The organism is Chryseobacterium sp. JJR-5R, from assembly GCF_034047335.1.
Lineage (GTDB): Bacteria > Bacteroidota > Bacteroidia > Flavobacteriales > Weeksellaceae > Chryseobacterium.
In genome coordinates this window covers 3917665-3942795 of sequence record NZ_CP139137.1, presented here as the reverse complement: position 1 = coordinate 3942795, position 25131 = coordinate 3917665, and the positions used below count along the sequence as shown (strand labels likewise).

Annotated in this window: 23 protein-coding genes; 11 read left to right on the top strand and 12 right to left on the bottom strand. The window is 39.9% G+C overall.

What is annotated here, in order from left to right:
* Positions 1–40 precede the first annotated feature (40 nt).
* The 3 genes from SD427_RS17425 to SD427_RS17415 all read left to right on the top strand — a co-directional run bounded on the left by SD427_RS17425 (position 41) and on the right by SD427_RS17415 (position 2219).
* Positions 41–532 (top strand): hypothetical protein, encoded by a 492-nt coding sequence (locus SD427_RS17425; RefSeq protein ID WP_320559047.1) that lies wholly within the window; start codon positions 41–43, stop codon positions 530–532.
* A 197-nt stretch (positions 533–729) separates the two neighbouring features.
* Entirely contained in the window at positions 730–1320 is a 591-nt protein-coding gene (locus tag SD427_RS17420; RefSeq protein ID WP_320559046.1) for an RNA polymerase sigma factor, read from the top strand.
* Positions 1321–1523: 203 nt separating this feature from the next.
* Complete coding sequence (locus SD427_RS17415) at positions 1524–2219, top strand: YjjG family noncanonical pyrimidine nucleotidase (protein ID WP_320559045.1); 696 nt, start codon at positions 1524–1526, stop codon at positions 2217–2219.
* Between the two features lie 71 nt (positions 2220–2290).
* Here the strand turns inward: SD427_RS17415 and trpS are convergent, their stop codons facing one another.
* The 11 genes from trpS to SD427_RS17360 form a co-directional block, all read right to left on the bottom strand.
* Positions 2291–3259, bottom strand: coding sequence for a tryptophan--tRNA ligase (gene trpS, locus SD427_RS17410; RefSeq protein WP_320559044.1), 969 nt, complete (start codon positions 3257–3259; stop codon positions 2291–2293).
* Between the two features lie 313 nt (positions 3260–3572).
* Positions 3573–4217: a vancomycin high temperature exclusion protein gene (locus SD427_RS17405; protein ID WP_320559043.1), complete on the bottom strand. Its 645-nt coding sequence runs from the start codon at positions 4215–4217 to the stop codon at positions 3573–3575.
* Between the two features lie 13 nt (positions 4218–4230).
* On the bottom strand, positions 4231–4869 hold the full coding sequence (locus tag SD427_RS17400; protein ID WP_320559042.1) for a lipoprotein signal peptidase: 639 nt from the start codon (positions 4867–4869) through the stop codon (positions 4231–4233).
* Between the two features lie 50 nt (positions 4870–4919).
* Entirely contained in the window at positions 4920–5108 is a 189-nt protein-coding gene (locus SD427_RS17395; protein WP_320559041.1) for a DUF2683 family protein, read from the bottom strand.
* Between the two features lie 18 nt (positions 5109–5126).
* A complete protein-coding gene (locus SD427_RS17390; RefSeq protein WP_320559040.1) occupies positions 5127–5372 on the bottom strand; it encodes a DUF6576 domain-containing protein in 246 nt (81 codons plus the stop codon).
* Positions 5373–5457: 85 nt separating this feature from the next.
* On the bottom strand, positions 5458–5838 hold the full coding sequence (locus SD427_RS17385) for a TraR/DksA family transcriptional regulator (protein WP_320559039.1): 381 nt from the start codon (positions 5836–5838) through the stop codon (positions 5458–5460).
* A 52-nt stretch (positions 5839–5890) separates the two neighbouring features.
* Positions 5891–9283, bottom strand: coding sequence for an isoleucine--tRNA ligase (gene ileS, locus SD427_RS17380; protein ID WP_320559038.1), 3393 nt, complete (start codon positions 9281–9283; stop codon positions 5891–5893).
* Positions 9284–9547: 264 nt separating this feature from the next.
* Positions 9548–9832, bottom strand: coding sequence for a hypothetical protein (locus SD427_RS17375; RefSeq protein ID WP_320559037.1), 285 nt, complete (start codon positions 9830–9832; stop codon positions 9548–9550).
* Positions 9833–9849: 17 nt separating this feature from the next.
* Positions 9850–10158 (bottom strand): hypothetical protein, encoded by a 309-nt coding sequence (locus SD427_RS17370; RefSeq protein WP_320559036.1) that lies wholly within the window; start codon positions 10156–10158, stop codon positions 9850–9852.
* Positions 10159–10608: 450 nt separating this feature from the next.
* A complete protein-coding gene (locus SD427_RS17365; RefSeq protein ID WP_320559035.1) occupies positions 10609–10929 on the bottom strand; it encodes a hypothetical protein in 321 nt (106 codons plus the stop codon).
* Positions 10930–10936: 7 nt separating this feature from the next.
* Positions 10937–13615, bottom strand: coding sequence for a hypothetical protein (locus SD427_RS17360; RefSeq protein ID WP_320559034.1), 2679 nt, complete (start codon positions 13613–13615; stop codon positions 10937–10939).
* Between the two features lie 254 nt (positions 13616–13869).
* On the opposite strand from SD427_RS17360, the gene SD427_RS17355 reads away from it, so the two are divergent.
* On the top strand, positions 13870–15162 hold the full coding sequence (locus tag SD427_RS17355) for a phenylacetate--CoA ligase family protein (RefSeq protein ID WP_320559033.1): 1293 nt from the start codon (positions 13870–13872) through the stop codon (positions 15160–15162).
* Positions 15163–15409: 247 nt separating this feature from the next.
* Here SD427_RS17355 and SD427_RS17350 read toward each other — a convergent pair whose 3' ends face one another.
* Complete coding sequence (locus SD427_RS17350) at positions 15410–16654, bottom strand: NAD(P)/FAD-dependent oxidoreductase (RefSeq protein WP_320559032.1); 1245 nt, start codon at positions 16652–16654, stop codon at positions 15410–15412.
* A gap of 97 nt (positions 16655–16751) precedes the next feature.
* On the opposite strand from SD427_RS17350, the gene SD427_RS17345 reads away from it, so the two are divergent.
* The 7 genes from SD427_RS17345 (at position 16752) to SD427_RS17315 (ending at position 25118) form a co-directional block, all read left to right on the top strand.
* A complete protein-coding gene (locus tag SD427_RS17345; RefSeq protein WP_320559031.1) occupies positions 16752–18272 on the top strand; it encodes an aromatic amino acid ammonia-lyase in 1521 nt (506 codons plus the stop codon).
* A gap of 84 nt (positions 18273–18356) precedes the next feature.
* Entirely contained in the window at positions 18357–19088 is a 732-nt protein-coding gene (gene fabG, locus SD427_RS17340) for a 3-oxoacyl-ACP reductase FabG (protein WP_320559030.1), read from the top strand.
* Positions 19089–19181: 93 nt separating this feature from the next.
* Positions 19182–20402 (top strand): beta-ketoacyl-[acyl-carrier-protein] synthase family protein, encoded by a 1221-nt coding sequence (locus tag SD427_RS17335; protein ID WP_320559029.1) that lies wholly within the window; start codon positions 19182–19184, stop codon positions 20400–20402.
* A gap of 3 nt (positions 20403–20405) precedes the next feature.
* On the top strand, positions 20406–20660 hold the full coding sequence (locus tag SD427_RS17330; protein WP_320559028.1) for an acyl carrier protein: 255 nt from the start codon (positions 20406–20408) through the stop codon (positions 20658–20660).
* A gap of 126 nt (positions 20661–20786) precedes the next feature.
* Positions 20787–21671, top strand: coding sequence for a lipid A biosynthesis acyltransferase (locus SD427_RS17325; protein WP_320559027.1), 885 nt, complete (start codon positions 20787–20789; stop codon positions 21669–21671).
* Positions 21672–21895: 224 nt separating this feature from the next.
* Positions 21896–23431, top strand: a complete 1536-nt coding sequence (locus SD427_RS17320) for an NAD(P)/FAD-dependent oxidoreductase (protein ID WP_320559026.1) — start codon at positions 21896–21898, stop codon at positions 23429–23431.
* Positions 23424–25118: a C45 family autoproteolytic acyltransferase/hydolase gene (locus tag SD427_RS17315; RefSeq protein ID WP_414017697.1), complete on the top strand. Its 1695-nt coding sequence runs from the start codon at positions 23424–23426 to the stop codon at positions 25116–25118. Before SD427_RS17320 ends, SD427_RS17315 begins: the two co-directional genes overlap by 8 nt.
* The last annotated feature ends 13 nt before the right edge of the window (positions 25119–25131 follow it).

The window sequence follows — 25131 nt, the reverse complement described above, 5'->3', positions numbered from 1 at the left end:
GTTTTTTTTAATTTTACATATATACATAATAAATCAGAAGATGAAGAACGCAAGATTTGCCATTACTGTCCTTACCTTATTTTTTCTCGGCACTTTTGCCAAAGCCCAGCTGACCATGCATAAAATGATCAGTGTAGGCTATACATACCAGAACCAGAGCTTCGGTGATGTGGGAGGGAAGCTGCTTTTCCTGAACAATGATAATGTTATTTACCGTTTGGGAGGTTCTGCAATGATGGGCTCCGCAAATTCCAAATTTGCTATCATGCCTAAAGTATCTGCCGATGTTTTGTTAAATTTTCAGAAAAATGTAGACTTCTACCATTCCTATTATTTCCTGATGGGCGCAGAGGCTACCAACAAATATATTGCCCCTAAAGTAGGGGTTACGCTTTTCGGCCTTCTGGATTTAACCGGAGGATATGCTTTTCCTGTGGGCAACAGCGGTATCAACGGCAAAGAATTGAAAGGACTGAATATTAATTTTACACTAAATATCCCTACTGTATTCATTCATGACATGTTTAATTGATTTTTCTTAAGTTTTTCTCTTAAAAATTTAATAATTGGTTAACAGTTATTAAATTTTTATTATATTTACACCATAGAAAATTGTATCCGCCTATTGATTATACTTTACTCTGAAGAATTGTTTTGTATTTACAGCTGATGTCAGATAATATATCTGAAAACTGATTTGTCAGCGAAAATATTTATTGAGAAGAAGTTATGAAATCAAAATCGGATAGTTTATTAATTTCCCTTTACCAGAAAGGAGACGAAGAGGCGTTGTCAACCCTTATTTATCGCCATCAGAGAGAACTTTTTACATTCATTTTTTACAAAATTAATGATGAAGATTTAGCCAACGATGTTTTTCAGGATACGTTCATGAAAATTATTGTTATGCTGAAAGAAGGACGCTATAACGAAGAAGGAAAATTCATCCTTTGGGCAAAAAGAATCGCTTATAATCTGATTATTGACCATTTCAGGGCAAAATCAAAAAATATCAAAGTTTCGGAAACCACTTTTGAAACCGATGAATATTCTATTTTTGATCTGTTAAGAGAACCTTCAGAGAATATCGAAGACCAGCTGGTGACCAATCAGATTCAGGATGACCTGTTGAAGATGCTGCAGTACCTGCCTAAGAACCAGCAGGAAGTAATCCAGCTGAGGTTTTTTGACGGGCTGAGCTTTAAAGAAATAGCAGACCATACCAATATGAGCATCAATACCACGCTGGGCCGTGTACGCTATGCTTTGATCAACCTGAGAAAAATCATGGATGAAAATCATATTGTCCTTACACGTTAGATAATAATTTCGGAAAATTCCCGTTTTAAGGAAAAACATTACTCGCCTATGAGAAAAAATGATTCCTTAAAAGTCACCACTTTGAAACCTAAAAAACAAACTGTTGAGTTTTTGCTCAATTTTTCAAAGAACCTGGAGGTCATCAAGACCAAGAGTAAGAATTATCCGATTTCCAAAAATTAAAAGTATTAATTTTGTGCTGTATGAAAATTCAGCACATTTTTTTTGATCTCGACAATACGCTCTGGGATCACCGCAGAAATGCCTATCTTACCATCAGGGATCTTTTTGAAAAAGAAGAAATCACCTTGCGCTACCGTATTGGTTTTGAAGAATTCCATGCGGTCTACCATGACATCAATGAGAAGCTCTGGGAAGATATCCGGGACGGAAAAATTGATAAGGAATATCTCAGGAAACACCGTTTTTACGATACCTTCAGGCATTTTAAGATAGATGATGAGGGGCTGTCAATGTATTTTGAAGAGCATTTTTTAGATAAAATTCTGAACCATAATAACCTTGTGGAAGGAGCGGAATCTGTTTTGGAATACCTGAAATCTAAAAATTATACTTTACATATTATTTCCAACGGTTTTAAGGAAGTCACGGAAAGAAAGTGCATCTTATCGGGAATAGACCATTATTTCCAGACCATTACCAGTGCAGATTCCGTAGGCGTCAGAAAACCCAATCCTGCTATTTTTGAATATGCTCTGGACCTTTCTGAGGCACGGAAGGAAACGAGTATTTTAATCGGGGACGACTGGATTGCAGATGTGGCCGGAGCACAGCGTTTCGGGATGGATGTGATCTTCTTTGATGTCCTGAATGAAAACCCGCAACAGGAAGAGTTGAAAATTATTACCCATCTTCTGCAGATTAAAGAATTTTTATAAAAGTTTCGGCGGCCTCGTTTTTAACGAGGCCGCCGAAACTATATATTAGAAAAAGCAAGTTTGATAAGGGTTTAAATTCCCAGGCTTTCCCGTACTCTTTTCATTGTTTCTGCAGCAATTGCTCTTGTTTTTGCTGCACCTTCCTGAAGTTTTGCTTCCAGTTCGTCCAGGTTGTTCATGTAATAAGCAAACAGTTCCCTCTCTTTTTCAAACCTTACCAGGATCAGGTCCAGAAGCTCTTTTTTCGCATGGCCGTACCCGAAGTTTCCGGCTAAATATTTTGCCCTCAATTCTTCAGTCTGTTCAGGTGTTGCAATCAACTGATAGATTGCAAATGTTTTATCGGTTTCCGGATCTTTGGGCTCTTCCAGGGACTTGGAATCCGTTTCAATGCTCATGACCTGCTTTTTCAGCTCTTTTTCGGGCAGGAAAATGTTGATGATATTGCCTCTGGACTTGGACATTTTATGGCCGTCAATTCCCGGGACATATTTAGTATCTTCCTGAAGCTCAGACTGCGGCAGGACAAATACTTCCCCCATTTGGTTATTGAATCTGGAAGCCACATCACGGGCGATTTCCAGGTGCTGAAGCTGGTCTTTTCCCACAGGTACAATTTCCGCATCGTACAGCAGGATATCTGCAGCCATCAGGATCGGATAGGTAAACAGGCCTGCATTGACGTCCTGAAGACGGTCTGCCTTATCTTTGAAGGAGTGGGCTAAAGTAAGCCGCTGATACGGAAAAAAACAGGATAAATGCCAAGAAAGTTCACAGGTTTCAGGAATGTCGCTCTGTCTGTAAAAATAGGTTTTTTCCGTATCCAGGCCGCAGGCAAGCCAAGCCGCAGCAATTTCATAGGTGTTCTGTTTCAGTTCTTTCGCGTCTTTGATCTGGGTTAAAGAATGAAGGTTCGCGATAAATAAAAATGATTCATTTCCTTCCTGTTTCGATAATTCTATCGCAGGAATAATTGCACCCAGCAAGTTTCCGAGGTGAGGGGTTCCGGTGGCTTGGATACCGGTAAGAATTCTTGACATTTGTTTAAATTTATTTTAAAAAATTAATGAACTTCAAATTTATGGTTTCTCTTGCAGATTCAGGTAATCTATAGGCATGTTTATAGTTTATTTTGAATCTGAATACAGAGATCGGTGATTAGCTTTAATGCTTCTTTATAAAAATTAAAACTGAGCATTACTGCATCTGATCTATTTTAAATAGGATCCAACAGATTTTGGTAATTACGTAGATTTTATTTGCATTTAATCTGCAAAATCTAAAAAGTCAGCAGGAATACAGTTTGGAATACGCTTTAAATGCTTTATCAGGTTTCAGGACTAAATTTAAGCCTTAAGGAATCAAAACTTTCTCTCCTCCGAATTTCGGCTCTACACCTAATAAAAGGTCGAGATACGCTTTTGATTTGGCCAGGTATTCCCGTACATTGGTTTTAAAGCCGGCATATTTATTAACATCCGCTGCATTGAATCCAAAGGCATCGATGCCATTTTGCCGGGCCAGGAATACCGCCCTTTCGTTATGAAACTTCTGCGAAATAACGATGATCTTATGCTGCCCGAAAATCTCTTTGGCCCTTACTATGGAATCCAGTGTCCTGAATCCGGCAAAATCCATAAAAATATGACCTTCAGGAATGCCTTTCCCAATCAGGGCCTGCTTCATGTCTTCCGGTTCATTATAGTCTTTCCTGCTGTTGTCGCCGCTGGCAATAATATACTGGATCCTGCCGCTTTTATACAGTTCCCATGTTGCCTCGATCCGGTTGTTAAAATAGCCATTGGGCTGGCCGTTATCCAGTGTCCTGCTTGTTCCGAGTAATAAACCCGTCTTGGTTTCAGGAACAGCGGCAGTCTGGTAAGACATAAAATCTTCTGTGTCTGTCTTCATGCTGTAATTTGCCCAGGTAATAAAAATAATTCCTGCAACAAAAAGAAGCAGGAAAAAGGTAAAAATGTTTTTAATGAATTTTTTCATTTTGTGTGTATATTTAAAATTCCAGTCCGTTCGGAAAGGCTTTTTTTCTGAAGACCAACAGCAATACTGCGCCTACAGTAATGGCAGAATCTGCTATATTAAAAATATATTTAAAAAATTCTATGTGCTTTCCTCCTATCAAAGGCCAGCTTTCAGGCACGTTCCAGTCTACCAATGGGAAATGGAACATGTCAACCACGCATCCCCTCATAAAAGTGGAATACCCATGGCCAAAAGAAGCTAATTTTGAAATTCCGTTATAGTCAATCCAACGGTCGATGCTGGCATCATAAACAGTTCCGCTGTCGAAGATCATCCCGTAAAACATGCCGTCTATCAAGTTCCCGATGGCGCCGGCAAAAATCATGGCCATAGGAATCAGCAGATAATTGGATTCACCTCTTTCCAGCCATTTCTTAAAAAGATACACCATTCCTCCGATCAGGAAAATCCTGACGATCACAAGAAAATATTTTCCGATTACTCCGCCGAAATGAAGTCCGTAAGCCATTCCCGGGTTTTCCACAAAGGTAAGCTTAAAGCCGGGTATAACAGAAACGCTGTCTCCCAGTCCGAAATGTGTTTTTATATAAATTTTTGAAGCCTGATCAATCAATAAAATAAGAAAGGTGACAAGTAGTATCTTTTTCATAAGAAGAATTGGATTATTTAACGGTCATATAAAATCACCGTGTGACTTTATTACAGCCCTTTCGGTTTAAAAGGTTTTCCTATTTTTTCGTTTTTCCTGTCGATTACTTTCTTGATCGTTTTATTGTTGTGGTGCATCTTGGTATGGAATTTCTCGAACTCGATATTCATATCTTTTAGAACACTTTTCAAAGCATTCAGTTCCATTGCATTTTTTGTGTGGACTATTATAGATTCCATTGTATTTGCTTTAATTATTTATTTTTTGGACAGTTCATCAAGCCGTTTCCGATCTTTTGAGGACAAATCGTTGATCCCGTTTCTGCCCATCTTGCTGAGAAGCCTGTCGATTTCTTTTTCCCGTTCCCGCTTATTTTCATTAAACCGGTCATCCAGGGTATAGTTCTTCTTGTTATCCGGGAAAAACCTGTTCTTCAATGGTTCCCTGTTAAAAAATACCAATACCGCCACGATGATGACTGCTAAAACTAAAAATTCAATCATGGGTATATATTAAAAAATCAGGTTTATACAGTATTTCATAAGATAAATACGATATAAACCCAATATATTATAACTAACCTGGTGGTTATTTCTGCATATTCTTCGCTTCAATACTCAGTGTGGCATGAGGTACGGCCAAAAGTCTTTCCTTAGGGATCAGCTTACCGGTTACCCTGCAAACACCGTAGGTTTTGTTTTCAATCCTTATGAGAGCATTTTTCAGATCACGCAAGAATTTCTCCTGTCTTCCGGCTAAAATAGAATTCTGCTCTTTGCTCAGCGTCTCCGCTCCTTCTTCAAATGCTTTAAAAGTAGGGGAGGTATCATCCGTTCCGTTATTCTGGTCATTGATAAAACTTTCTCTGATCAGTTTCAGATCATTTTCCGCTTTTTCTATTTTTTCTTTAATAATAGCCTTAAATTCCTGTAAATCAGTGTCGTTGTATCTTACTCTTTCGTCTGACATATTCGTTTCTCTTTTTTAATAAAATTATGAAATGGGGTGTTAAAAATACCAACTATATGTTAATTTTTTCAACATTTATCTTAAAATTAACCTCATCAATCTTGATTTCGTTAAAATTTGAGAGTGAAGATACAATTTCTATTTTATCTGACAAGACCTCGGATGAAATATATTCTTCATTTTTCTTAAGGTCATTTAAGAACGGAGAATTTTCCTCCACAGAAATAGTAATCCGGTCTGTCAAATCAAAGTCTTTTTCCTTTCTTAGGTTCTGGATCCTGTTGATAAATTCCCTCGCAATCCCTTCAGATTTTAACTCATCTGTGAGCGTCAAATCTAGTGCCACGGTCGTTTTTCCGTCTGATGTTACGGTCCATCCCGGGATATCTTTTGTTGAGATCTCCACATCGTTCACCGTAATTTCATATCCCTGGATCATAAGATTTCCTTCTTTTTCCAAAGATGAAATCTGTTCTGCAGAAAGGTTAGTGATTTCACTGCCAACTGCTTTCATGTCTTTTCCAAGCCTGGAACCCAGCGTTTTAAAGTTTGGTTTTACCTGTTTGATAATCAGATGTGACGCTTCTTCGGCATTGATTAATTGCAGTTCCTTAACATTAACTTCCTGTTTAATTAATTCTGAAACCGCTGAAATCTGTTCCTGGGTCTTAGCATCTAAAACCGGGATCAGTACTTTCTGTAACGGCTGGCGTACTTTTACGTTTTCTTTCTTTCTCAGGGAGAAAACCATACTGGTGATGTTCTGCGCCAAGTGCGTTTTCTCAACCAGATCCTGGTCGATCAGGCTTTCATCAGCCACCGGGAAATCCGTTAAGTGAATGGATTCATGGGTTTCTTTTCCGTTGACTTTATTTAAATCCTGGTACAGCTGGTCCATGAAGAACGGAGCAACAGGGGCCGATAATTTGGCCACCGTTTCCAGGCAGGTATATAAAGTCTGGTAAGCCGAGATTTTGTCTTCGGAGTAATCTCCTTTCCAGAAACGTCTTCTGCAAAGCCTTACGTACCAGTTGCTTAAGTTGTCATTCACAAACGTATTGATGGCTCTTGCCACTCTTGTCGGTTCGTAATCTTCATAGAATGCTTTTACTTCCTTGATCAAAAGGTTTAGTTCAGAAAGAATCCACCGGTCAATTTCCGGGCGGTTCTCAACGTTCTTTTCAGCGTAACTGAATCCGTCAACATTTGCATACAGAGCAAAGAAAGAATACGTATTATATAATGTCCCGAAGAATTTTCTTCTGGTCTCGTCAATTCCCTCGATGTCGAATTTCAGGTTTTCCCATGGGTTGGCATTGGAAACCATATACCAGCGTGTGGCATCCGGCCCGTATACGGCTAATGTGTCAAACGGATCAATTCCGTTTCCTTTGGATTTCGACATTTTCACTCCGTTTTTATCCAGAACCAGTCCGTTGCTCATCACGTTTTTATAAGCCACCGAATCAAAAACAGCTGTTCCGATTGCATGGAGCGTATAGAACCATCCGCGGGTCTGGTCAACGCCTTCTGCGATGAAATCTGCCGGGAACGCCTTATGGTTGTCGATTAATTCTTTGTTCTCAAAAGGATAGTGCAGCTGCGCATAAGGCATGGAGCCTGAATCAAACCAAACGTCGATCAGGTCGCTTTCACGCTTCATTTCCCTGCCTGAATCTGAGACCAGAATCACTTGGTCGACTATATTTTTGTGCAGGTCTACCAGAGCATAATTCTGCTCAGACATATCCCCGATGACGAAATCCTTAAACGGGTTTTCTTTCATCAGCCCTGCTTCAACAGATTTTTCGATCTCGTTGTATAATTCTTCAACGGAACCGATGATTTTTTCTTCCTTCAGGTCTTCAGTCCTCCAGATCGGCAGCGGGATCCCCCAGTATCTTGAACGGGAAAGGTTCCAGTCGTTTACATTTTCAAGCCAGTTGGCGAAACGGCCTTCTCCCGTCGCTTTCGGTTTCCAGTTGATTTCTTTGTTTAAATTAACCAGCCGGTCTTTCACGGCGGTCATTTTCACAAACCATGAATCCAGCGGATAATATAATAACGGCTCATCAGTCCTCCAGCTGTGCGGATAACTGTGAACGTATTTCTCTACTTTGAACGCTTTGTTTTCTTCTTTTAAGCGGATGGCGATTTCAACATCCACGGACTTTTCGGGTGCTGTCCCGGCATCGTAATATTCGTTTTTAACATATTTGCCGGCAAAATCTCCCATATGGGCGGTGAATTTTCCCTGTAAATCCACCAGTGGAACCGGGTTTCCGTTTTCATTTAAGACCAGCATGGGCGGAACTTCCGGCGTAGCTTCTTTGGCTACTTTCGCATCATCAGCACCAAAGGTCGGTGCCGTATGAACGATTCCTGTTCCGTCTTCCGTGGTCACGAAATCCCCTGAAATAACCCTGAATGCATGTTCCGGGTTTTGGTAAGGTAAAGCATACGGCAGCAGCTGCTCATATTTAATCCCGACCAGATCAACGCCTTTGAACTCTGCAAGAATCTGGTAAGGAATGACTTTGCTTTCTGATTTATAATTGGCGAAATCTTCATCTGTTCCTTCAGCGAATTTTTTCCCGAACTGTTTTCCGACCAATGGTTTAGCCAAAACAATATTAACCGGCTCAAAAGTATACTGGTTGAACGTTTTGACCAAAACATAATCGATTTTAGGACCTACAGTTAAAGCCGTATTGGACGGCAGTGTCCATGGAGTAGTCGTCCAGGCTAAGAAATGAATATCGCCAAACCCTTGTAAAAATGAAGGCAGCGTTTCCGGCAATGTTTTGAACTGCGCAACAATGGTTGTGTCGGAAACATCACGGTATGCGCCGGGCTGGTTGACTTCATGCGAAGAAAGTCCGGTTCCCGCTTTCGGGGAATAGGGCTGGATGGTGTAGCCTTTGTATAATAATCCTTTATCATACAACTGCTTCAGCAGCCACCAAACCGTTTCCATATATTTGGATTTGTAGGTGATGTATGGATCCTCAAGATCCACCCAATACCCGATTTTCTCGGTCAGGTTATTCCAGACATCCGTGTAGCGCATTACCGCTTCACGACAGGCTTTGTTGTAATCTTCAATAGAAATTTTTTTGCCGATATCTTCTTTCGTAATTCCTAATTCTTTTTCCACACCAAGTTCTACAGGAAGTCCGTGGGTATCCCAGCCTGCTTTACGGAACACCTGCTTCCCGATCTGGGTCTGGTAACGACAGAAAATATCCTTTAACGCCCTGGCCATGACGTGGTGAATTCCGGGCATGCCGTTTGCGGAAGGCGGACCTTCATAAAAAACAAACTCAGGCTGCCCATCACGGATCTCAACACTTTTATTGAAGGTTTTATTCTGCTTCCAGAATTCGGCTACATTCTCGGCTACGTCAATAAGGTTGAGGCTTTTATATTCTTTAAACTGGCTCATGGTAATCTATCAATATCGTTGATTCATTAAGTTGGCAAATTTACTAAAATTTACCGGTTTATAAGATATGTTTTATTTTGGAGGTTTGGATGGGAAATTTGTTTCAGGAATATAAATGGGAGAAGTGAGAAAAGCGAATGTTAAATAGAGAATGTGAAGATATATCGGACTCTTCTGAGTGTTAGATTGAAGTCATTTTATCTATAAAAACCACCCGAACGTGGCTTTGAATTATTGAAAATCGCTGAGTCTTGGCATATCCGGTCATCTTCCTGCTTCGTATTCTTTTATATAGTAGTCAATGGATCTATTTGTCCCAAACACTATAATTTGACCAGTTTTACTTTCTACTAAGAATGGGGAGCATCCTATTAGCTTGGCTTTTTCTATTTTGTCTTCTATAAATTTTTTTGAGTTAAAATAAAATATTATTCCATACCCTTTTTGAATTAAACGTTCCTCCGCAATAGTAAGTTCTGTTTGCCATTTTTGACTTAATTTTTTTATATAGTCTTTTGCAGTGCTGATTATTTCTATTTCTGTTAGCATGTGGGTTTTTATGAATATTAATTCTGATTAGGATCCCAAACGCCATGAGTACTAGGTTTCCATGTGCCATCTTCATATCCTGTTATATAATATTCTATATCATTAGAAGTTCCAAATTGAATGACTAAGCCAGTATCATTTTTTACGAGAAATGGCCCATTACCCGCTAGACGATATTTAGAGTCTTTTGGTCCATAGGAATAGATGTTTCCATAAGACTTAATCATTGTAAGTTGTTCAAAAATAATTAGTTCTATATTTATTTCTTCTTCGTTTAATTTTATGTATTTTTTCGCTATTTCTAGCATTTGACTGTCTGTCAGCATTGTATTTGCCTTGGGATTTATTTACTAAAATAATGTCGGTTAATTTGGATACCAGATGTCATTAGAACCCGGATTCCAATTTCCATTTTCATATAATGAAATATAGTATTCCGTAGGATCGGCTGTTCCGAATCTAAGTATTCTGCCTTCTTTACTTTCTACCAAAAAAGGACCATTACCTACTAAACGATGCTTCTTAGAATCTTGTGCTCCCAAAAAAAATATTTCCGTAAGGTTTGTTTATTGTAAGTTATTGAGCAATAGCTAATTTTATATTCATATTTGCTTCAAGGTATTCTATCTAGCGCTTTGCTATTTCATTTATTTCGTCTTTGTTTAACATAAATAATATAATGTTTTTTGTTCTTTAGTCATGGAAATTACCTTTATTTATCCAATAATAATATAATTTATTAAAAAATACAAAAGCCACCCGAAGGTGGCTGTGAATTATTGAAAATCGCTGAGTCTTGGCATATCCGGCCATCTTCCAGCTTCGTATTCTTCAACATAATAATCTAAGCCTTGTGAAGAACCGAATATTATAATTTTACCATTTTTATTTTCAACCAAGAATGGAGTATTTCCAATTAATGTTTTATCATTGTAATCTCTTGTCTGATTGAATTTTTTTGTATTGTATCTGAATATTATTCCGTATGGTTTTTTAATTTCGGCATTATCCAGGATGACAAGATCATATCCACTTCTTTCGCTCTGCTTTTTTACATAATCTTTTGCGATTTCTATTACTTCTTGTTCTGTTAACATATTTTTATTATTTACTAGTTTTCATATATTTAAAATTTATATAAGGGCCTTTAGGATATTTATTCAGATTCATAATTTTACTCAATTTTTGACAATCTTCAAAACTTGCAAATTTACTTCCTTTTCTTTTTACTACATTCATTACATGATGATCTTCTAGACCTCCTCTCATACAAAGAAGAATCCCTGTTTCATTATTATCCATTCTAGTATGCAGAACGCCAACATTTTCAATATATTCAAGTCCTCTTTTGAGGTTGTATTCATTTTGGAACCACAAACTAAGATCAACCCACATATCTTGAGCATGAGAAAAAGTAGCACAATTAATTTTTCCAGTTTTAAAAAACACATCTACAACCTTCACTACTTCCACACAATTATGATCAGCTATTTGTACAACAACTTTTCCCCCTTGCGCATTTATTTTAGTTGTATGATTAAAAAAAATCCTTGCTTCCTCAAAAAAATCTAATGCATTTGCAGCCGTAATGTCAGCATTTTGAAGAGCTTCTAATCTTGCTTCAAACTGTTCTGCCGTTATAATAGTATTAGAAATAGGTATGTTGTCCGCCATCCCAACAAGACGGCTCATCTCTTGATCAAGCTTTGTAATATTACCGCCAGCTTTCCTGTAAAGATAATCTAGGAATTTCCCTGTTCTTCCGGCGGAATCTGCTTGAAAGAACTTTTTCCCTTTATAAAGTACTGCTACCTCTTTCTTTGCATTCTCTACAAAAAGCACTTTCAGCTTCTCAAAATCAGAAGCATGCTTGGTAATGCTTTTTATACCGTTTTTTGAAAGAACGCTTAATCCGTTTTTAGAATAATCCCTTAAAGGAAACGAATATAATGTATTTTTAATTAACTTTTGTAAGCTTTTCTGTTGACGCGGATACCTGGAGATATACAGAACTTCTACGGTGGCATCCAATGCTTTTTCTGCCTTTGGTAACATGCTCACCATGGCACCTGCTGTGCCCTGGACCATGTAAATGTCATCCCATAATTCCAGAAGTTTTTTCCCTTTAGTGGTGAATTTAAGCTCATCTCTGAGCCGGGTCTCTATATAAAAATCTGAAAGCGCAACGCCAATATCTGCATAAGCCGCATATAAAGGTAACCCTGAAACTCCGGATTCAATAGTCGCAAGACTGGCTGAGATCACCATGAGATCCGCGGCAACGCGAAGACACCTCAAGGCATCCTCAGCAGCTTTTCTCTGAGCAATATGATAAAGAAACAAAGCAGGCACTTCAGTATCGGTTTCATGAGTCTGAACCTTACCCGTCCGAAGTTTTTCCTGTTCATACACTTTGAGGTGCAGCATATCCAGTGGCCTGAATTCTCCGTTTTCAATTTCGTTTTCAGCTTCAATTTTCTCTGTTTTCAGGTTAAACACTTTTACCGTATTGATCAGGGTTACGATATTGTCAGGATCTCCTTCCATAAAATATCCGGTAAGTTCACAATGTCTTTCTATCGTATCAGAATCCCTGCTGACGCCTAATGCGAAAAGAGAACCACTTTGTAACGGTTGGTGGGCATCATCCGTTGCATGCTGAGCCTGCATGAAAGCGGTTACATAGATGACAAAAAGCTCTTTGTTTTCAAACATCTGACCAGGGGCAGCCTGATTGGTATCTGAAATAATGCCTTTTCCCATGTACACGCTTTCTCCATCCAGAGAATGATAAATGTGAAGAATGAGCTTAGGGTCGTTTTTAATCTTTCGGTAAACGAATTCCCCGGATATTGCCGTAAGGATACGGATCGCATAACGGCTCTTATCTCTGAACGGCTCTGCTGCCAGAGCAGCGGCTTTGCCTATTGAGTCTACATCACGGATTAATTGGGAATCAAAATTTAAAAACTGTAAAAAATGATCCCATAACAGCTCGTCTGAAAGCTTCTTTGCTTTTCCTTTATAATCCACCCCGGTCAGGGCAAAATTTGGAAGCTGGTTATAGAAGAACATCAGGTCATCAATAGAAGTAAGCCCGTTTCCTGCCTCTTCAAAATGAGCTATAAGCGCAACCTGCGCTTCCTGTCGATGGTACGGAAAAAGGTAAGTGATGGCAGCCATATAGTCTTCGGCATCACTCAGCCTGATCTGTATGGCATCAGGAGATTCTGAAGAATAATGGACAGTGGCTTCCGTCTCATTTATTACGGTTTTTGTGGCTTCCCTATGGTAATTACGATAAGGGATGTTGATGGTGCATTCTATCTTTCTCTCCCGGATTCCGATCGCCGTATGATGGGTATATTTTCGGGAGTCAATATACCCCGGGCTTATATTCACCCAGACCTTTTTATCAAGGCGTTCCAGAAATGAGTTTTGAAATTGTTTTTCATCCAATTCAGGCTCTTGGATCATTAATTTCTCAATCATTTTAGCCTTTACTCTTACGTTATCGATCTTTGCCGGAGGTATTTCTTTAAGATTTACTTTTTCTGCTTCCTGAGAATAATTAATAAAGTTTTTCTTTGCATCGAACAGATAAGTATTGAAATCTGTTGACGAAGCAAGTAATGTGAAAAGCTTTCTTTCATCTACCCACAGGTTTGTAAAAAAAGGTTCTATGGAATTGGTAGCAATTTTTTCTCCTCTCATATCGGCCCATATTTCCCGGCTGATCTTATCAAAATCGTCCATTCCTTTTAAAGGATTTTTAAAATTCATATTCAGGTTTTTTCATTATTAATATTTCTTATGGTTTGTATCTTATTTCAAATAAATAAAGATGGTCTTATGGTGTCATCTCAATCTCTCTGATGCAAATATCAATGCCGGTAACGACAAAACTTGACGTGAAAAAATTAATTTATGAATTTTTTGTAAAAAGCATTTTAAGTGAGCAGCCATGCTTTATTTTTAGTTTTCATTACTCAATAATCTTTTAATTTTAAATAAATTTGCCCTTTAAAATAAAGCCATTGGAATTCTATCCGCTTATCGAACAGTCAGATATTCACGAAATAAAAAAGTTTCAGGAGCAAAAGCTTCGGGAGCTGCTGGTGTATATTGAAGCCTATTCGCCGTTTTATAGGAAATTATTTGAAGAAAACAACATAACGATTGCTGATATTCAGACGCTGGAAGATCTGCAGAAAATTCCAACCACCACAAAAAACGACATCCAGCAGAACAATGATGATTTTTTCTGTGTTACGCCAGACAAAATTGTGGATTACAGTACTACTTCAGGAACCCTGGGCGATCCGGTAACATTCGGACTGTCAGATAACGATCTTGAACGGCTGGCGTATAATGAAGCCATCTCTTTTGCTTGTGCGGGAATCCGGAAAGGTGATGTGGTACAGATGATCACCACCATTGACAAACGTTTTATGGCCGGTCTGGCTTATTTTTTAGGCTTACGGAAAATGGGGGCAAGTGTGGTCCGGATGGGCCCCGGGATTCCGGAATTGCAGTGGGATTCTATTTTCAGATACAAACCGAAATACCTGATCACGGTTCCTTCGTTTCTGTTAAAAATGATTGATTACGCCGAAAAGCACGGTCTGGATTACCAAAATTCCAGTGTATATGGTGCGGTCTGTATCGGGGAAAGCATCAAAAACCAGGATTTTACAGATAATATCCTCTCGCAGAAGATCAAGGAAAAATGGAATATTAAATTATTCTCCACCTATGCATCCACGGAAATGAGCACGGCTTTCACGGAATGCGAGCATCAGATCGGCGGTCACCAGCATCCTGAGCTTATTATTACGGAAATCCTTGATGACTATGGAAATCCCGTTCAGCAAGGAGAAAGTGGCGAACTGACGATCACTACTTTGGGCGTAGAAGCCCTTCCTTTACTGAGGTTCAAAACAGGGGATATCGTGCAGGCCCATGATGAGCCTTGTTTATGCGGAAGAAATACGATGCGGCTGGGCCCTGTTATCGGGCGGAAGCAGCAGATGATCAAATACAAAGGGACAACATTGTATCCGCCTGCGATGAATGATATTCTTAACGATTTTAATGGAATTTTATGTTACCAAATCGTAATTCAATCAAATGAAATAGGCTTAGATGAAATCATTATCAAATTAAGTACAGAAATCAGCAACGAGAATTTTGAGAATGAAGTGCGGGACCATTTCCGGGCAAAATTAAGGGTAAGCCCGAAAATTGAAATCGTGGATTTTGATATTTTGTCTAAAACTGTTTTCAACCCGAGCAGCAGAAAGCCGATTACATTTATCGATCTAAGATAGTTAGTAAGATTTTGGAAGCCTGTTTAAATCTTAATAAAAATTTGCAGCTTATTCTTAAATATACTCTTGCTTATTCTCTAAATTTAGCAGGCGTAAACTGTATGGCCAGCATAATATGCCTGAAATAATCTATAAATGAACCTCAGCAGGTTCTGAGAAATAATAATGAAGTTTCAATTATTTTTGCAGCTATTGAATTCAGGGAAAATTTTAGTGAAAAGAAAAAAGTTTCAAGATGTAACCTGTTTTATGAGTGAAGCTTTTCTGTCTTGATAAATTCTGCAAGATTCTTTATCGCGGTATCATGTATTCTTACGAACGTATTCTTTTTGTTCCAGACATAACCTGCTAAAACGGCGCATATTTTTCTTTTGACATCCGGGTTTTCCGGCTGGTGGAAAAATAATTCCTGAAGATTTCCCGTGTACCATTCTTTAACATACGTCGTGAAAACATCAACACCGTATAAAATATAATCGGAATATTCCGTCTGCCAGTCTATTGTTTCGCCGTTCAGCTGCCGCACGGCCAGTTTGGCAGCCAGCATCCCGGATTCCGTGGCAAAAGCCATTCCCGAAGAAAAAACCGGGTCTAGGAATTCAGAAGCATTTCCGGTGAGGGCAAAACCGTCCCCGAACAGGCTTTTCACTGAACAGGAATAATCTTTCAGATGCTTCGGTTCAAAAAGAAAATCTGCATCCCCGAAACGTTTTACATAATAGTCAGAAAGGGATATTGCTTTTTTCAGCGCTTCTGAAGGATCTCCGTTTTCAGATAATTTATCAATATATTCCGTAGGGCCAACAATTCCTACGCTGGTATTTCCGTTGGAGAAAGGGATGACCCAAAGCCAGACTTCCGTTTCAATAATATCAAAGGAAATCAAAGTACCTTCCGTTCCTTGTTCTCTGTTGAGGTCTTCTACATGGGCAAAAATTGCAGAATGGGGAGATAATTTTGAAGGTTTTTCTAAATCTAAAAGACGGGGCAGAACCCTTCCGTATCCGCTGGAGTCAATGACAAATTTTGCATGAATCTCCTTTGTTTTGCCGTCTTTATTTTTTACGGTGGTGATAGAATCCGTTCCGTTGAAACGGATATCGGTAACTTCAGTTTCAAACTCAAGGTCAATTCCTTTTTTAATGACTTCCTGAGCTAAGGTATTATCAAAGTCAGCCCTCGGTACCTGCCAGGTCCAGTCCCAGCCTTCACCGAATTTGTTGCTGAAATCAAAAATGCAGACTTCATTGCCGCGTAAAAAACGTGCCCCCAGTTTTTTTTCAAAACCCATTTTATCCAGAGCAGGAAAAAGTCCGGCTTCTTCAAAATGGTCCATTACTCTCGGGATTAAGCTTTCGCCCACCACCAGTCTCGGGAATTTTGTTTTTTCGACAACTTTTACGCTGATGTTGTTCTTCTTTAAATATGAAGAAGATACGCATCCGGAAGGCCCTGCCCCGATTACGAGAACATCAACAAATTCTTTGCTCATCTTTGGTTTTTTATTTTAATAATAACTTCTATCTTTGCCGCAAAATTAATGACAATTAATTAATAATTACAAAATTATATTACTATTACTTTAATTAATGAGAATAAATAACTTTTTAGAATTGAGCGACTTTAAAAAGGTCATCATTGAAAATGAGCAAATAGAACTGGATGAAACACTTCTGGAAAGAGTGGACAAAAGTTTTCAGTTTTTGAAGGAGTTTTCAAAAAATAAAGTAATATATGGGGTGAACACGGGTTTCGGGCCTATGGCCCAGTTTAAGATCAGTGATGAAGATACCCATCAGCTTCAGTATAACTTAATAAGGAGCCATTCTTCCGGAATGGGAAACCCTCTTCCTGCAGCAGAAGTGAAGGCCTCCATGCTGGCAAGGCTGAACACCTTGTCTCTTGGGAACTCAGGGGTCCATCCTTCGGTAGTTATTCTGCTTAAGGAATTAATAAACAGAGATATTACGCCGTTGATTTTTGAGCACGGGGGCGTGGGCGCCAGCGGAGACCTGGTTCAGCTTGCCCATCTGGCTCTGGTTTTAATCGGTGAAGGCGAAGTTTTTTACAAAGGAGAACGGAAACTGACCAAAACGGTTTTTGAGACCGAGAACCTGCATCCGGTCCGGGTGGAGATCCGTGAGGGGCTTGCCTTAATGAACGGGACTTCCGTGATGTCAGGAATCGGTATTGTCAATGCTCATAAAGCGAATCAGCTGACGGATATTTCTGTTAAACTGTCCTGTGCCATCAATGAAATCGTTCAGGCATACGATGATCATTTCTCTGAGGTATTGAACGGGACAAAGCTTCATGAAGGGCAGCAGAAAATTGCTGCAAAGATGCGTGAACACCTGGCTGACAGCCAGCTGATCAGAAAAAGGGCCGATCATTTATACACACGTTTCGAAGAACAGGAAAAAGTATTTAAAGAAAAAGTTCAGGAATATTATTCCCTCAGGTGTGTCCCGCAGATCTTAGGGCCTGTTCTGGATACCTTGGAGTATACGGAGAAAGTGCTTGAAAATGAGATTAATTCAGCGAATGACAACCCGATTATCAATATTGAGGATCGGCACGTCTACCATGGCGGGAATTTTCACGGTGATTATATTTCCCTTGAAATGGACAAGCTGAAAATCGTGGTAACGAAATTAACCATGCTGGCAGAAAGACAGCTGAACTACCTTTTAAATGCCAGGATCAACGAAATTTTTCCTCCTTTTGTCAATTTAGGCAAGCTGGGATTTAATTTCGGAATGCAGGGCGTCCAGTTCACGGCAACCTCTACAACAGCTGAAAACCAAATGCTGTCCAACCCGATGTATGTTCATAGCATTCCTAACAACAATGACAATCAGGATATTGTAAGCATGGGGACCAATGCAGCCGTAATCTGCCGGAAAGTGATTGATAACGCTTTTGAAGTATTGACGATTGAGGCAATTACCATCGTCCAGGCTATTGAGTATCTTGGGTATCAGGATAAAATCTCGTCTGCTACCAAAGAGCTGTATGATAAGGTAAGGAAAATTATTCCGGCTTTTTCAGATGACATGGTGATGTATCCTTATCTGGAAGAAGTGAAGAATTATTTAAAATCTTCGTAACTTTTCCTGTAACAAACGGTCTTTACTGAATGCAGCGGGACCGGAAAAAACGTAAAAACTAAAAACAAAAAACAAACAAAACACATGAAATGTGCAATCATAACGGGCGGCTCAAGAGGAATCGGAAGTGCCATCTGTATAAAACTCGCGGAAGAGAAAAAATACCATATCCTGATCAACTACACTTCAAATGAAGCGGCGGCAAGAGAAACACTGGCCAAAGTTGAAGAATTGGGCTCTACCGGAGAAATTCTTAAGTTCGATGTAGGAAATGCAGAGGAAACCCAAACGGTTTTAACACAATGGCAGGAGGCGCATACGGATGATGTGGTTGAGGTGATTATCAATAACGCAGGGATTACCAGAGACGGATTGTTTATGTGGATGCCGAGTGAAGACTGGAATGCGGTGATTAACACCAGTCTGAACGGATTCTTTAACGTAACGAATTTCTTTATTCAAAAACTGCTGCGTAACAAATACGGCAGGATCATCAACATGGTTTCCGTATCAGGAGTAAAAGGAACGGCAGGCCAGACCAACTATTCTGCAGCGAAAGGGGCTTTGGTGGGTGCTACAAAAGCTTTGGCTCAGGAAGTGGCCAAAAGAAACATCACGGTAAATGCCGTCGCACCCGGCTTTATCAGGACGGATATGACCCAGGAATTCAATGAAGATGAATTAAAAGCAATGATCCCGGTCAACAGGTTCGGGGAAGCTGAAGAAGTGGCAGATCTCGTAGCGTTCCTGGCTTCTGGAAAATCATCGTACATTACAGGGGAAGTAATTAATATTAACGGAGGAATCTATTCGTAATAGTGAAATAATGTACTACTATAACAATTTACCAGTGTACCGATTAAAATTATTATTACATTGTTATCCTGATATATTGTTAAATTTAATAACATGGAAAACAGGGTTGTAATTACCGGAATGGGGATTTATTCCTGCATCGGGACTTCTTTGGAAGAGGTAAAAGAATCTCTTTATCAGGGGAAGTCCGGGATTGTTCTGGTGGATGAAAGAAAAGAATTCGGCTTCAGGTCAGGGCTTACCGGCGTAGTCCCGAAACCCGACCTTAAAAACCTTCTGAACCGGAGGCAGCGCATAAGCATGGGTGAAGAAAGCGAATACGCATATGTTGCCACGCTTGATGCATTGCGTCAGGCAGGCATTGATCAGGATTTCCTGGATCGCAACGAAGTCGGGATTTTATACGGAAACGACAGTGTTTCGCAGGCCGTTGTAGAATCCATTGATATTGCGAGAGAAAAAAAAGATACCACCTTAATAGGTTCGGGAGCCATTTTTAAATCCATGAACTCTACGGTAACCATGAACCTTTCCACAATTTTTAAACTAACGGGCATTAATCTTACCATCAGTGCCGCCTGCGCAAGCGGTTCCCACTCATTAGGCCTGGCTTATATGATGATAAAGAACGGCTTTCAGGAGATGATTATTTGCGGCGGGGCACAGGAAACCAATAAATATTCCATGGCCAGCTTTGACGGCTTGGGCGTTTTTTCGGTCCGGGAAGACGAGCCTGCAAAAGCATCGAGGCCTTTTGATTCAGGAAGGGACGGGCTGATCCCAAGCGGCGGCGCGGCATCCCTGATTGTTGAAAGCCTGGAATCTGCCCAGAAAAGAGGAGCCCATATTATTGCCGAAATTGTCGGGTACGGCTTTTCCTCAAACGGAGGCCATATTTCCACACCCAATGTGGACGGCCCTGCGCTGGCAATGGAACGCGCTTTGAAACAGTCGGGGTTAGCGGCAGAAGACATTGATTATATTAATGCCCACGCAACCTCTACACCGATTGGCGATGCCAATGAGGCCAGGGCGATTTATGAAATTTTCGGTGGCGGGGTCCCGGTAAGCTCTACCAAATCAATGACCGGCCACGAATGCTGGATGGCAGGGGCAAGCGAAGTGATCTATTCTATCCTGATGATGCAGAATGATTTTATAGCACCGAATATCAACCTGGAAAATCCTGATGATGAGGCGAAAAAGATAAATCTGGTCGCTGAAACAAAAAGTCAAAAAATTGATGTATTTTTGTCCAATTCTTTCGGATTCGGAGGAACCAATTCTGCATTAATCGTTAAAAAATTTAAATAAAACATGGAAAGGGAAAAAATTGTTGCAACGGTCAACGACTTTTTAGTTAGTGAATTTGAAGTTGACGGTGATGAAATCAGCAATGAGGCTAATTTTAAAAAAACGCTGGGCTTAGACAGCCTGGATTATATTGACCTGGTAGTGGTCATTGAATCCAATTTCGGAGTGAAGCTGGGCGAAGCTGATTTTAAGCAGATCATTACTTTTGAAGATTTCTATTCAACCATTGAGAATAAAATCACTGAAAAAAACGCATAGTTATCGATAAAAATTTACTTTGAATTAACCATAACAACAGACAATTTAGCAGCCTGCTATATTTTTTAAGTTAAAACCAATCATTATACTGTATACTGTTAACCGATACATTGCTGAACTGATACGATGAATAAGTGGAAAGGTAAATCTAAAGGCACTATTTTAGGATATAAAATATTCGTGTGGTGTATTAGAAATATCGGCGTAAGAAGTTCATATGCCGTTCTTTACTTTGTTGCCACCTATTATTTCCTGTTCGAGAAAAAAAGCAACCTTTATATTGCACATTACTTTAAAAACCGTCTTAACTACAGTTCCCGCAAAACAAAAATTTCCGTATTCAGGAGTTACTTTACCTTCGGCAAGGTCCTGATTGATAAAACCGCAATTTCCACCGGTTTAAGAGACAGATACACCTATGAATTTGACGGTATTGAAAACCTCAGGAACCTTTTAGCTGAAAAAAAAGGCGGCGTCCTGATCAGTGCCCACATCGGGAATTTTGAAATAGCGGAACATTTTTTTGCAGATATCGATTTTGACTGTCAGATCAACCTGGTAACAACCGACCAGGAAGTAACGGTGATCAAAGAATACCTTGAAAGCGTTTCCGTTAAGAAAAGCAGTATCAAATTCATCTACGTAAAAGAGGACATGTCCCATATCTTTGATATCCATGAGGCGTTATCTAAAAATGAACTGATCTGTTTTACCGGTGACCGCTATTTCGAAGGCTCAAAATATCTTGAAGGAGATCTGCTCGGCAAAAGTGCGAAATTTCCTGCCGGCCCTTTTCTCATTGCTTCCAGGCTGGGTGTCCCGGTAGTGTACGTCCATGTGATGAAAGAGAAAAACCTTCATTACCATTTATATGCAAGGGTCGCGCAGAACGTTAAAAAGCGGGATGCACAAGGGCTTTTGCACTCGTATACCCGCAATCTTGAATCCATGATCAGCAAATATCCCCTTCAATGGTTCAATTACTTTGATTTTTGGGATGATGTTGATTAAATTTCCTACTTTTACTTCCTGAAATACTAATATATAAAACTCAGAAAATTAGGATCAAATTATAATCAGTCGGTAGTTTTTTCATTTATAACCATTTGGTATACAAATTATTTTTGCCATTTTAGAGAGGCTTGCATGATACAGCCTGTTTTAAACAATATAAAAGACTGTACAATTTAATTCCTGATTTATTGATTTCTCAACTATAAAAGAAAGCACATTCCTTGAAAGAAGAATTTGATATACTGGTAATCGGCAGCGGATTGGGCGGGCTCGTTTCGGCTCTTATTTTAGCCAAAGAGGGACGGAAAGTCTGTGTGCTGGAAAAGAACAACCAGTATGGCGGAAACCTGCAGACCTTTTCCCGGGATAAGCTTATTTTCGATACCGGCGTGCATTATCTCGGCGGGCTTTCCGAAGGGCAGAACCTCCACCGCTTTTTCTCCTATCTGGAAATCATGGATGATCTGGAACTTCAGAAAATGAATGAGGACGGTTATGATAAAATTACTTTCGGGGACGATGCAACTGAATATCCCCACGCGCAGGGCTATAAAAATTTTGTTGAACAGTTATCTGAATATTTTCCTGGAGAAAGGGACAATCTGGAAAATTACTGTGAAGAGATACAGCGGATCTGTAATCAGTTCCCGAGATATAATGTAGTGGGCGAAGACCGGTATAATGAGGAGATTCTCCATCTGAATACCAAAAGATTCGTCGAGTCGCTTATTTCAGACAAAAAACTGCAGTCCGTATTGCTCGGGTCCAATTTTTTATATGCCGGCAATTCTGAAAACGTTCCGTTTTATGTACATGCCTTAACCGTAAATTCTTATATACAGAGTGCCTATAAATGCGTACAAGGAGGAAGCCGGATTTCAAAGCTGCTGATCAGGAAGCTGCGGCAGTACGGGGCTGAAGTTCACAAACATGCTGAAGTTTCCCGGCTGATTTTTGATGGACATCACTGCATAACAAGGGTTGAAACGAAAGCAGGAAAAAAGTATTCGGCAAAACAGTTTATTTCCAATATTGAAATCCGTTCCATGGTCCGGCTGATCGGTGAGGAACGATTAAAGAAATCTTTTCTGAACAGGGTCTTAAGCTGGGAGCCCGTTTCCTCATGCTTCAGTGTTTACTTTGTGTTAAAGCCCAGGACGATCTCTAATTTCAATTACAACATCTATCATTTTTCATCACAGGAATTGGTCTGGAATGCATACCGTTACGATAAAGACTCCTGGCCGGAAACTTATATGCTTTCCTGTACGCCGTCCAAACACCATCCCGGGTTTGCAGAAAGCCTGACCGCCATTTCCTATATGGATTTTGATGAGGTGAAAGAATGGGAAAATACCTTTAATACGGTAACGGAAGAGCAGGAAAGGGGAGTTTTGTACGAAAGGTTCAAAGCCGGGAAAGCAGAAAAAATGCTGAGCGCTTTAGAGAAAAAAATTCCGGATTTAAGAAAGTCCGTAAAACGGATGTATACTTCTTCACCTTTGTCTTACCGGGATTATATCGGGAGTTTTGAAGGGAATATGTACGGCTACAGCAAAAATTCGGAGAACCCTCTGAAAACAATGGTTTCTCCGCGAACCAAGATCGATAACCTGTTTCTTACGGGCCAGTCCGTAAATATGCACGGGATTTTAGGCTGTACCATCGGCGCTTTCAATACCTGCGCTGAAATCCTGGGCAAGGAAGTGGTGGACGGCAGGTTAATGCAAATGCTTAATAAAAATAAAAGTGAATAAAAATAACAGGTATCCTTACCGGAATGATATTGTGAAAGCTTTGTTTTACGCACTGATTGTCATTCACCTCACCTCATGCGGAATACAGAAATCAATACGGCACATTCCTGATGTACAACCGTATTCACTGGAAATTCCTCAGGTTAATAAGATCAATGATTCCACGTTCAGTTTTAAGCAGAATTACCTGACAAAGAACCCGCAACAGCTCTGGGAACTGTATATTAAAGGGAATCCTCTGCAGCTGGGGTATAATAACGGGGCACTGACCCGGGACTTGATGCGGAAGCAGGAAGAAATCTTTTTTTCGAAAGTGGAAGGCCTGGTGCCGTCAAAGTTTAAACAAAACCTGTTAAGGGGTTTCCTGAAATGGTACAACCGCAAAATGTATCTGAATGTCCGCGAAGATTTTCAGGCGGAGCTATACGGGTTATCACGATACGCATCAGACCGGTATAATTTCATTGCTCCGGAATACCTCCGGACTTTTTACCTTCACGGTGCCCATGATATCGGCCATGCTATGCAGGACCTGATGATGGTAGGCTGTACTTCGCTCGCGGTATGGAATGAAAATACCGAAGACGGCGATTTGCTGATCGGGCGTAATTTCGACTTTTATGCAGGCGATGACTTTGCCAAAAATAAGCTCATCGAATTTGTGGAACCGGAAAACGGAATCCCTTATATGTCGGTAAGCTGGCCGGGAATGATCGGCGTGGTTTCAGGGATGAATAAAGAAGGCATAACGGTGACGATTAATGCCGGGAAATCAAAAATCCCATTAGCCGCCAAAACGCCGATATCTCTGGTAACAAGGGAAATCCTGCAATACGCAGCAACGATTGATGAAGCGGTAGCCATTGCGAAAAAAAGAAAAGTTTTTGTATCAGAATCCATTCTCGTGGGAAGTGCAAATGATAAAAATGCCGTAGTTATTGAAGTGTCTCCGGATCATTTCGGGGTGTACAGCGTTCAGAATTCAGGCAAGGTGTTCTGCACCAATCATTTTCAGTCTGAGGCTTACAAAAATGATAAAAGGAACCGGAAGCACAAGGCAGAAAGCCACTCGGAATACCGTTATGAAAAGCTTCAGGAACTTTTGCAGGAATATAAAAAGCTCAACCCTGAGAAAATGGCTTCAGTCTTACGGAATAAATCAGGACTTAAAGGCGAGAAGATCGGCTACGGGAACGAGAAAGCAATTAACCAGCTCCTGGCGCATCATGCCGTGATTTTTTCGCCCCGGAAAAAACTGGCGTGGGTTTCATCGGATCCTTATCAGCTCGGTGAATTTGTGTGTTATGACTTAAATGAAATTTTTTCTGATAAAAGGTTAAGGAACGGTACATTTTCCAGGTCAGATTTAAATATTCCAAGGGATTCTTTTGCAGGTTCTCAGGAATTTAAAAATTATGAAGAATACAGAAAGCTGAGTTCACAGATCGAAAGTGCTGCTAATGATAAAGAAAAAAGGATTGGTGAAGAAGCTATGGCACATTATCAGTCTTTAAATCCTGATTTCTGGCTGGTTTATTATCAGTCCGGAAAGTACTATTTCAATCAAAAAGAATATTCCAAGGCAAAAACCGAATTTGAAAAAGCTTTAACCAAGGAAATTACCACGGTCCCGGATAAGGTAAATGTTGAAGGGTACCTGAGGAAAACATTAAAAAAGCTCAAGTAAGGATTATTTGTAA

Coding starts and splice junctions, on each gene's coding strand:
- SD427_RS17375 (WP_320559037.1), bottom strand. CDS start 9,832: ATGCTAACAGAAATAGAAATAATCAGCACTGCAAAAGACTATATAAAA.
- SD427_RS17415 (WP_320559045.1), top strand. CDS start 1,524: ATGAAAATTCAGCACATTTTTTTTGATCTCGACAATACGCTCTGGGAT.
- fabG (WP_320559030.1), top strand. CDS start 18,357: ATGAAATGTGCAATCATAACGGGCGGCTCAAGAGGAATCGGAAGTGCC.
- SD427_RS17400 (WP_320559042.1), bottom strand. CDS start 4,869: ATGAAAAAGATACTACTTGTCACCTTTCTTATTTTATTGATTGATCAG.
- SD427_RS17385 (WP_320559039.1), bottom strand. CDS start 5,838: ATGTCAGACGAAAGAGTAAGATACAACGACACTGATTTACAGGAATTT.
- SD427_RS17395 (WP_320559041.1), bottom strand. CDS start 5,108: ATGGAATCTATAATAGTCCACACAAAAAATGCAATGGAACTGAATGCT.
- SD427_RS17335 (WP_320559029.1), top strand. CDS start 19,182: ATGGAAAACAGGGTTGTAATTACCGGAATGGGGATTTATTCCTGCATC.
- SD427_RS17360 (WP_320559034.1), bottom strand. CDS start 13,615: ATGAATTTTAAAAATCCTTTAAAAGGAATGGACGATTTTGATAAGATC.
- SD427_RS17350 (WP_320559032.1), bottom strand. CDS start 16,654: ATGAGCAAAGAATTTGTTGATGTTCTCGTAATCGGGGCAGGGCCTTCC.
- SD427_RS17325 (WP_320559027.1), top strand. CDS start 20,787: ATGAATAAGTGGAAAGGTAAATCTAAAGGCACTATTTTAGGATATAAA.
- SD427_RS17405 (WP_320559043.1), bottom strand. CDS start 4,217: ATGAAAAAATTCATTAAAAACATTTTTACCTTTTTCCTGCTTCTTTTT.
- SD427_RS17420 (WP_320559046.1), top strand. CDS start 730: ATGAAATCAAAATCGGATAGTTTATTAATTTCCCTTTACCAGAAAGGA.
- trpS (WP_320559044.1), bottom strand. CDS start 3,259: ATGTCAAGAATTCTTACCGGTATCCAAGCCACCGGAACCCCTCACCTC.
- ileS (WP_320559038.1), bottom strand. CDS start 9,283: ATGAGCCAGTTTAAAGAATATAAAAGCCTCAACCTTATTGACGTAGCC.
- SD427_RS17365 (WP_320559035.1), bottom strand. CDS start 10,929: ATGTTAACAGAACAAGAAGTAATAGAAATCGCAAAAGATTATGTAAAA.
- SD427_RS17370 (WP_320559036.1), bottom strand. CDS start 10,158: ATGCTGACAGACAGTCAAATGCTAGAAATAGCGAAAAAATACATAAAA.
- SD427_RS17330 (WP_320559028.1), top strand. CDS start 20,406: ATGGAAAGGGAAAAAATTGTTGCAACGGTCAACGACTTTTTAGTTAGT.
- SD427_RS17390 (WP_320559040.1), bottom strand. CDS start 5,372: ATGATTGAATTTTTAGTTTTAGCAGTCATCATCGTGGCGGTATTGGTA.
- SD427_RS17345 (WP_320559031.1), top strand. CDS start 16,752: ATGAGAATAAATAACTTTTTAGAATTGAGCGACTTTAAAAAGGTCATC.
- SD427_RS17425 (WP_320559047.1), top strand. CDS start 41: ATGAAGAACGCAAGATTTGCCATTACTGTCCTTACCTTATTTTTTCTC.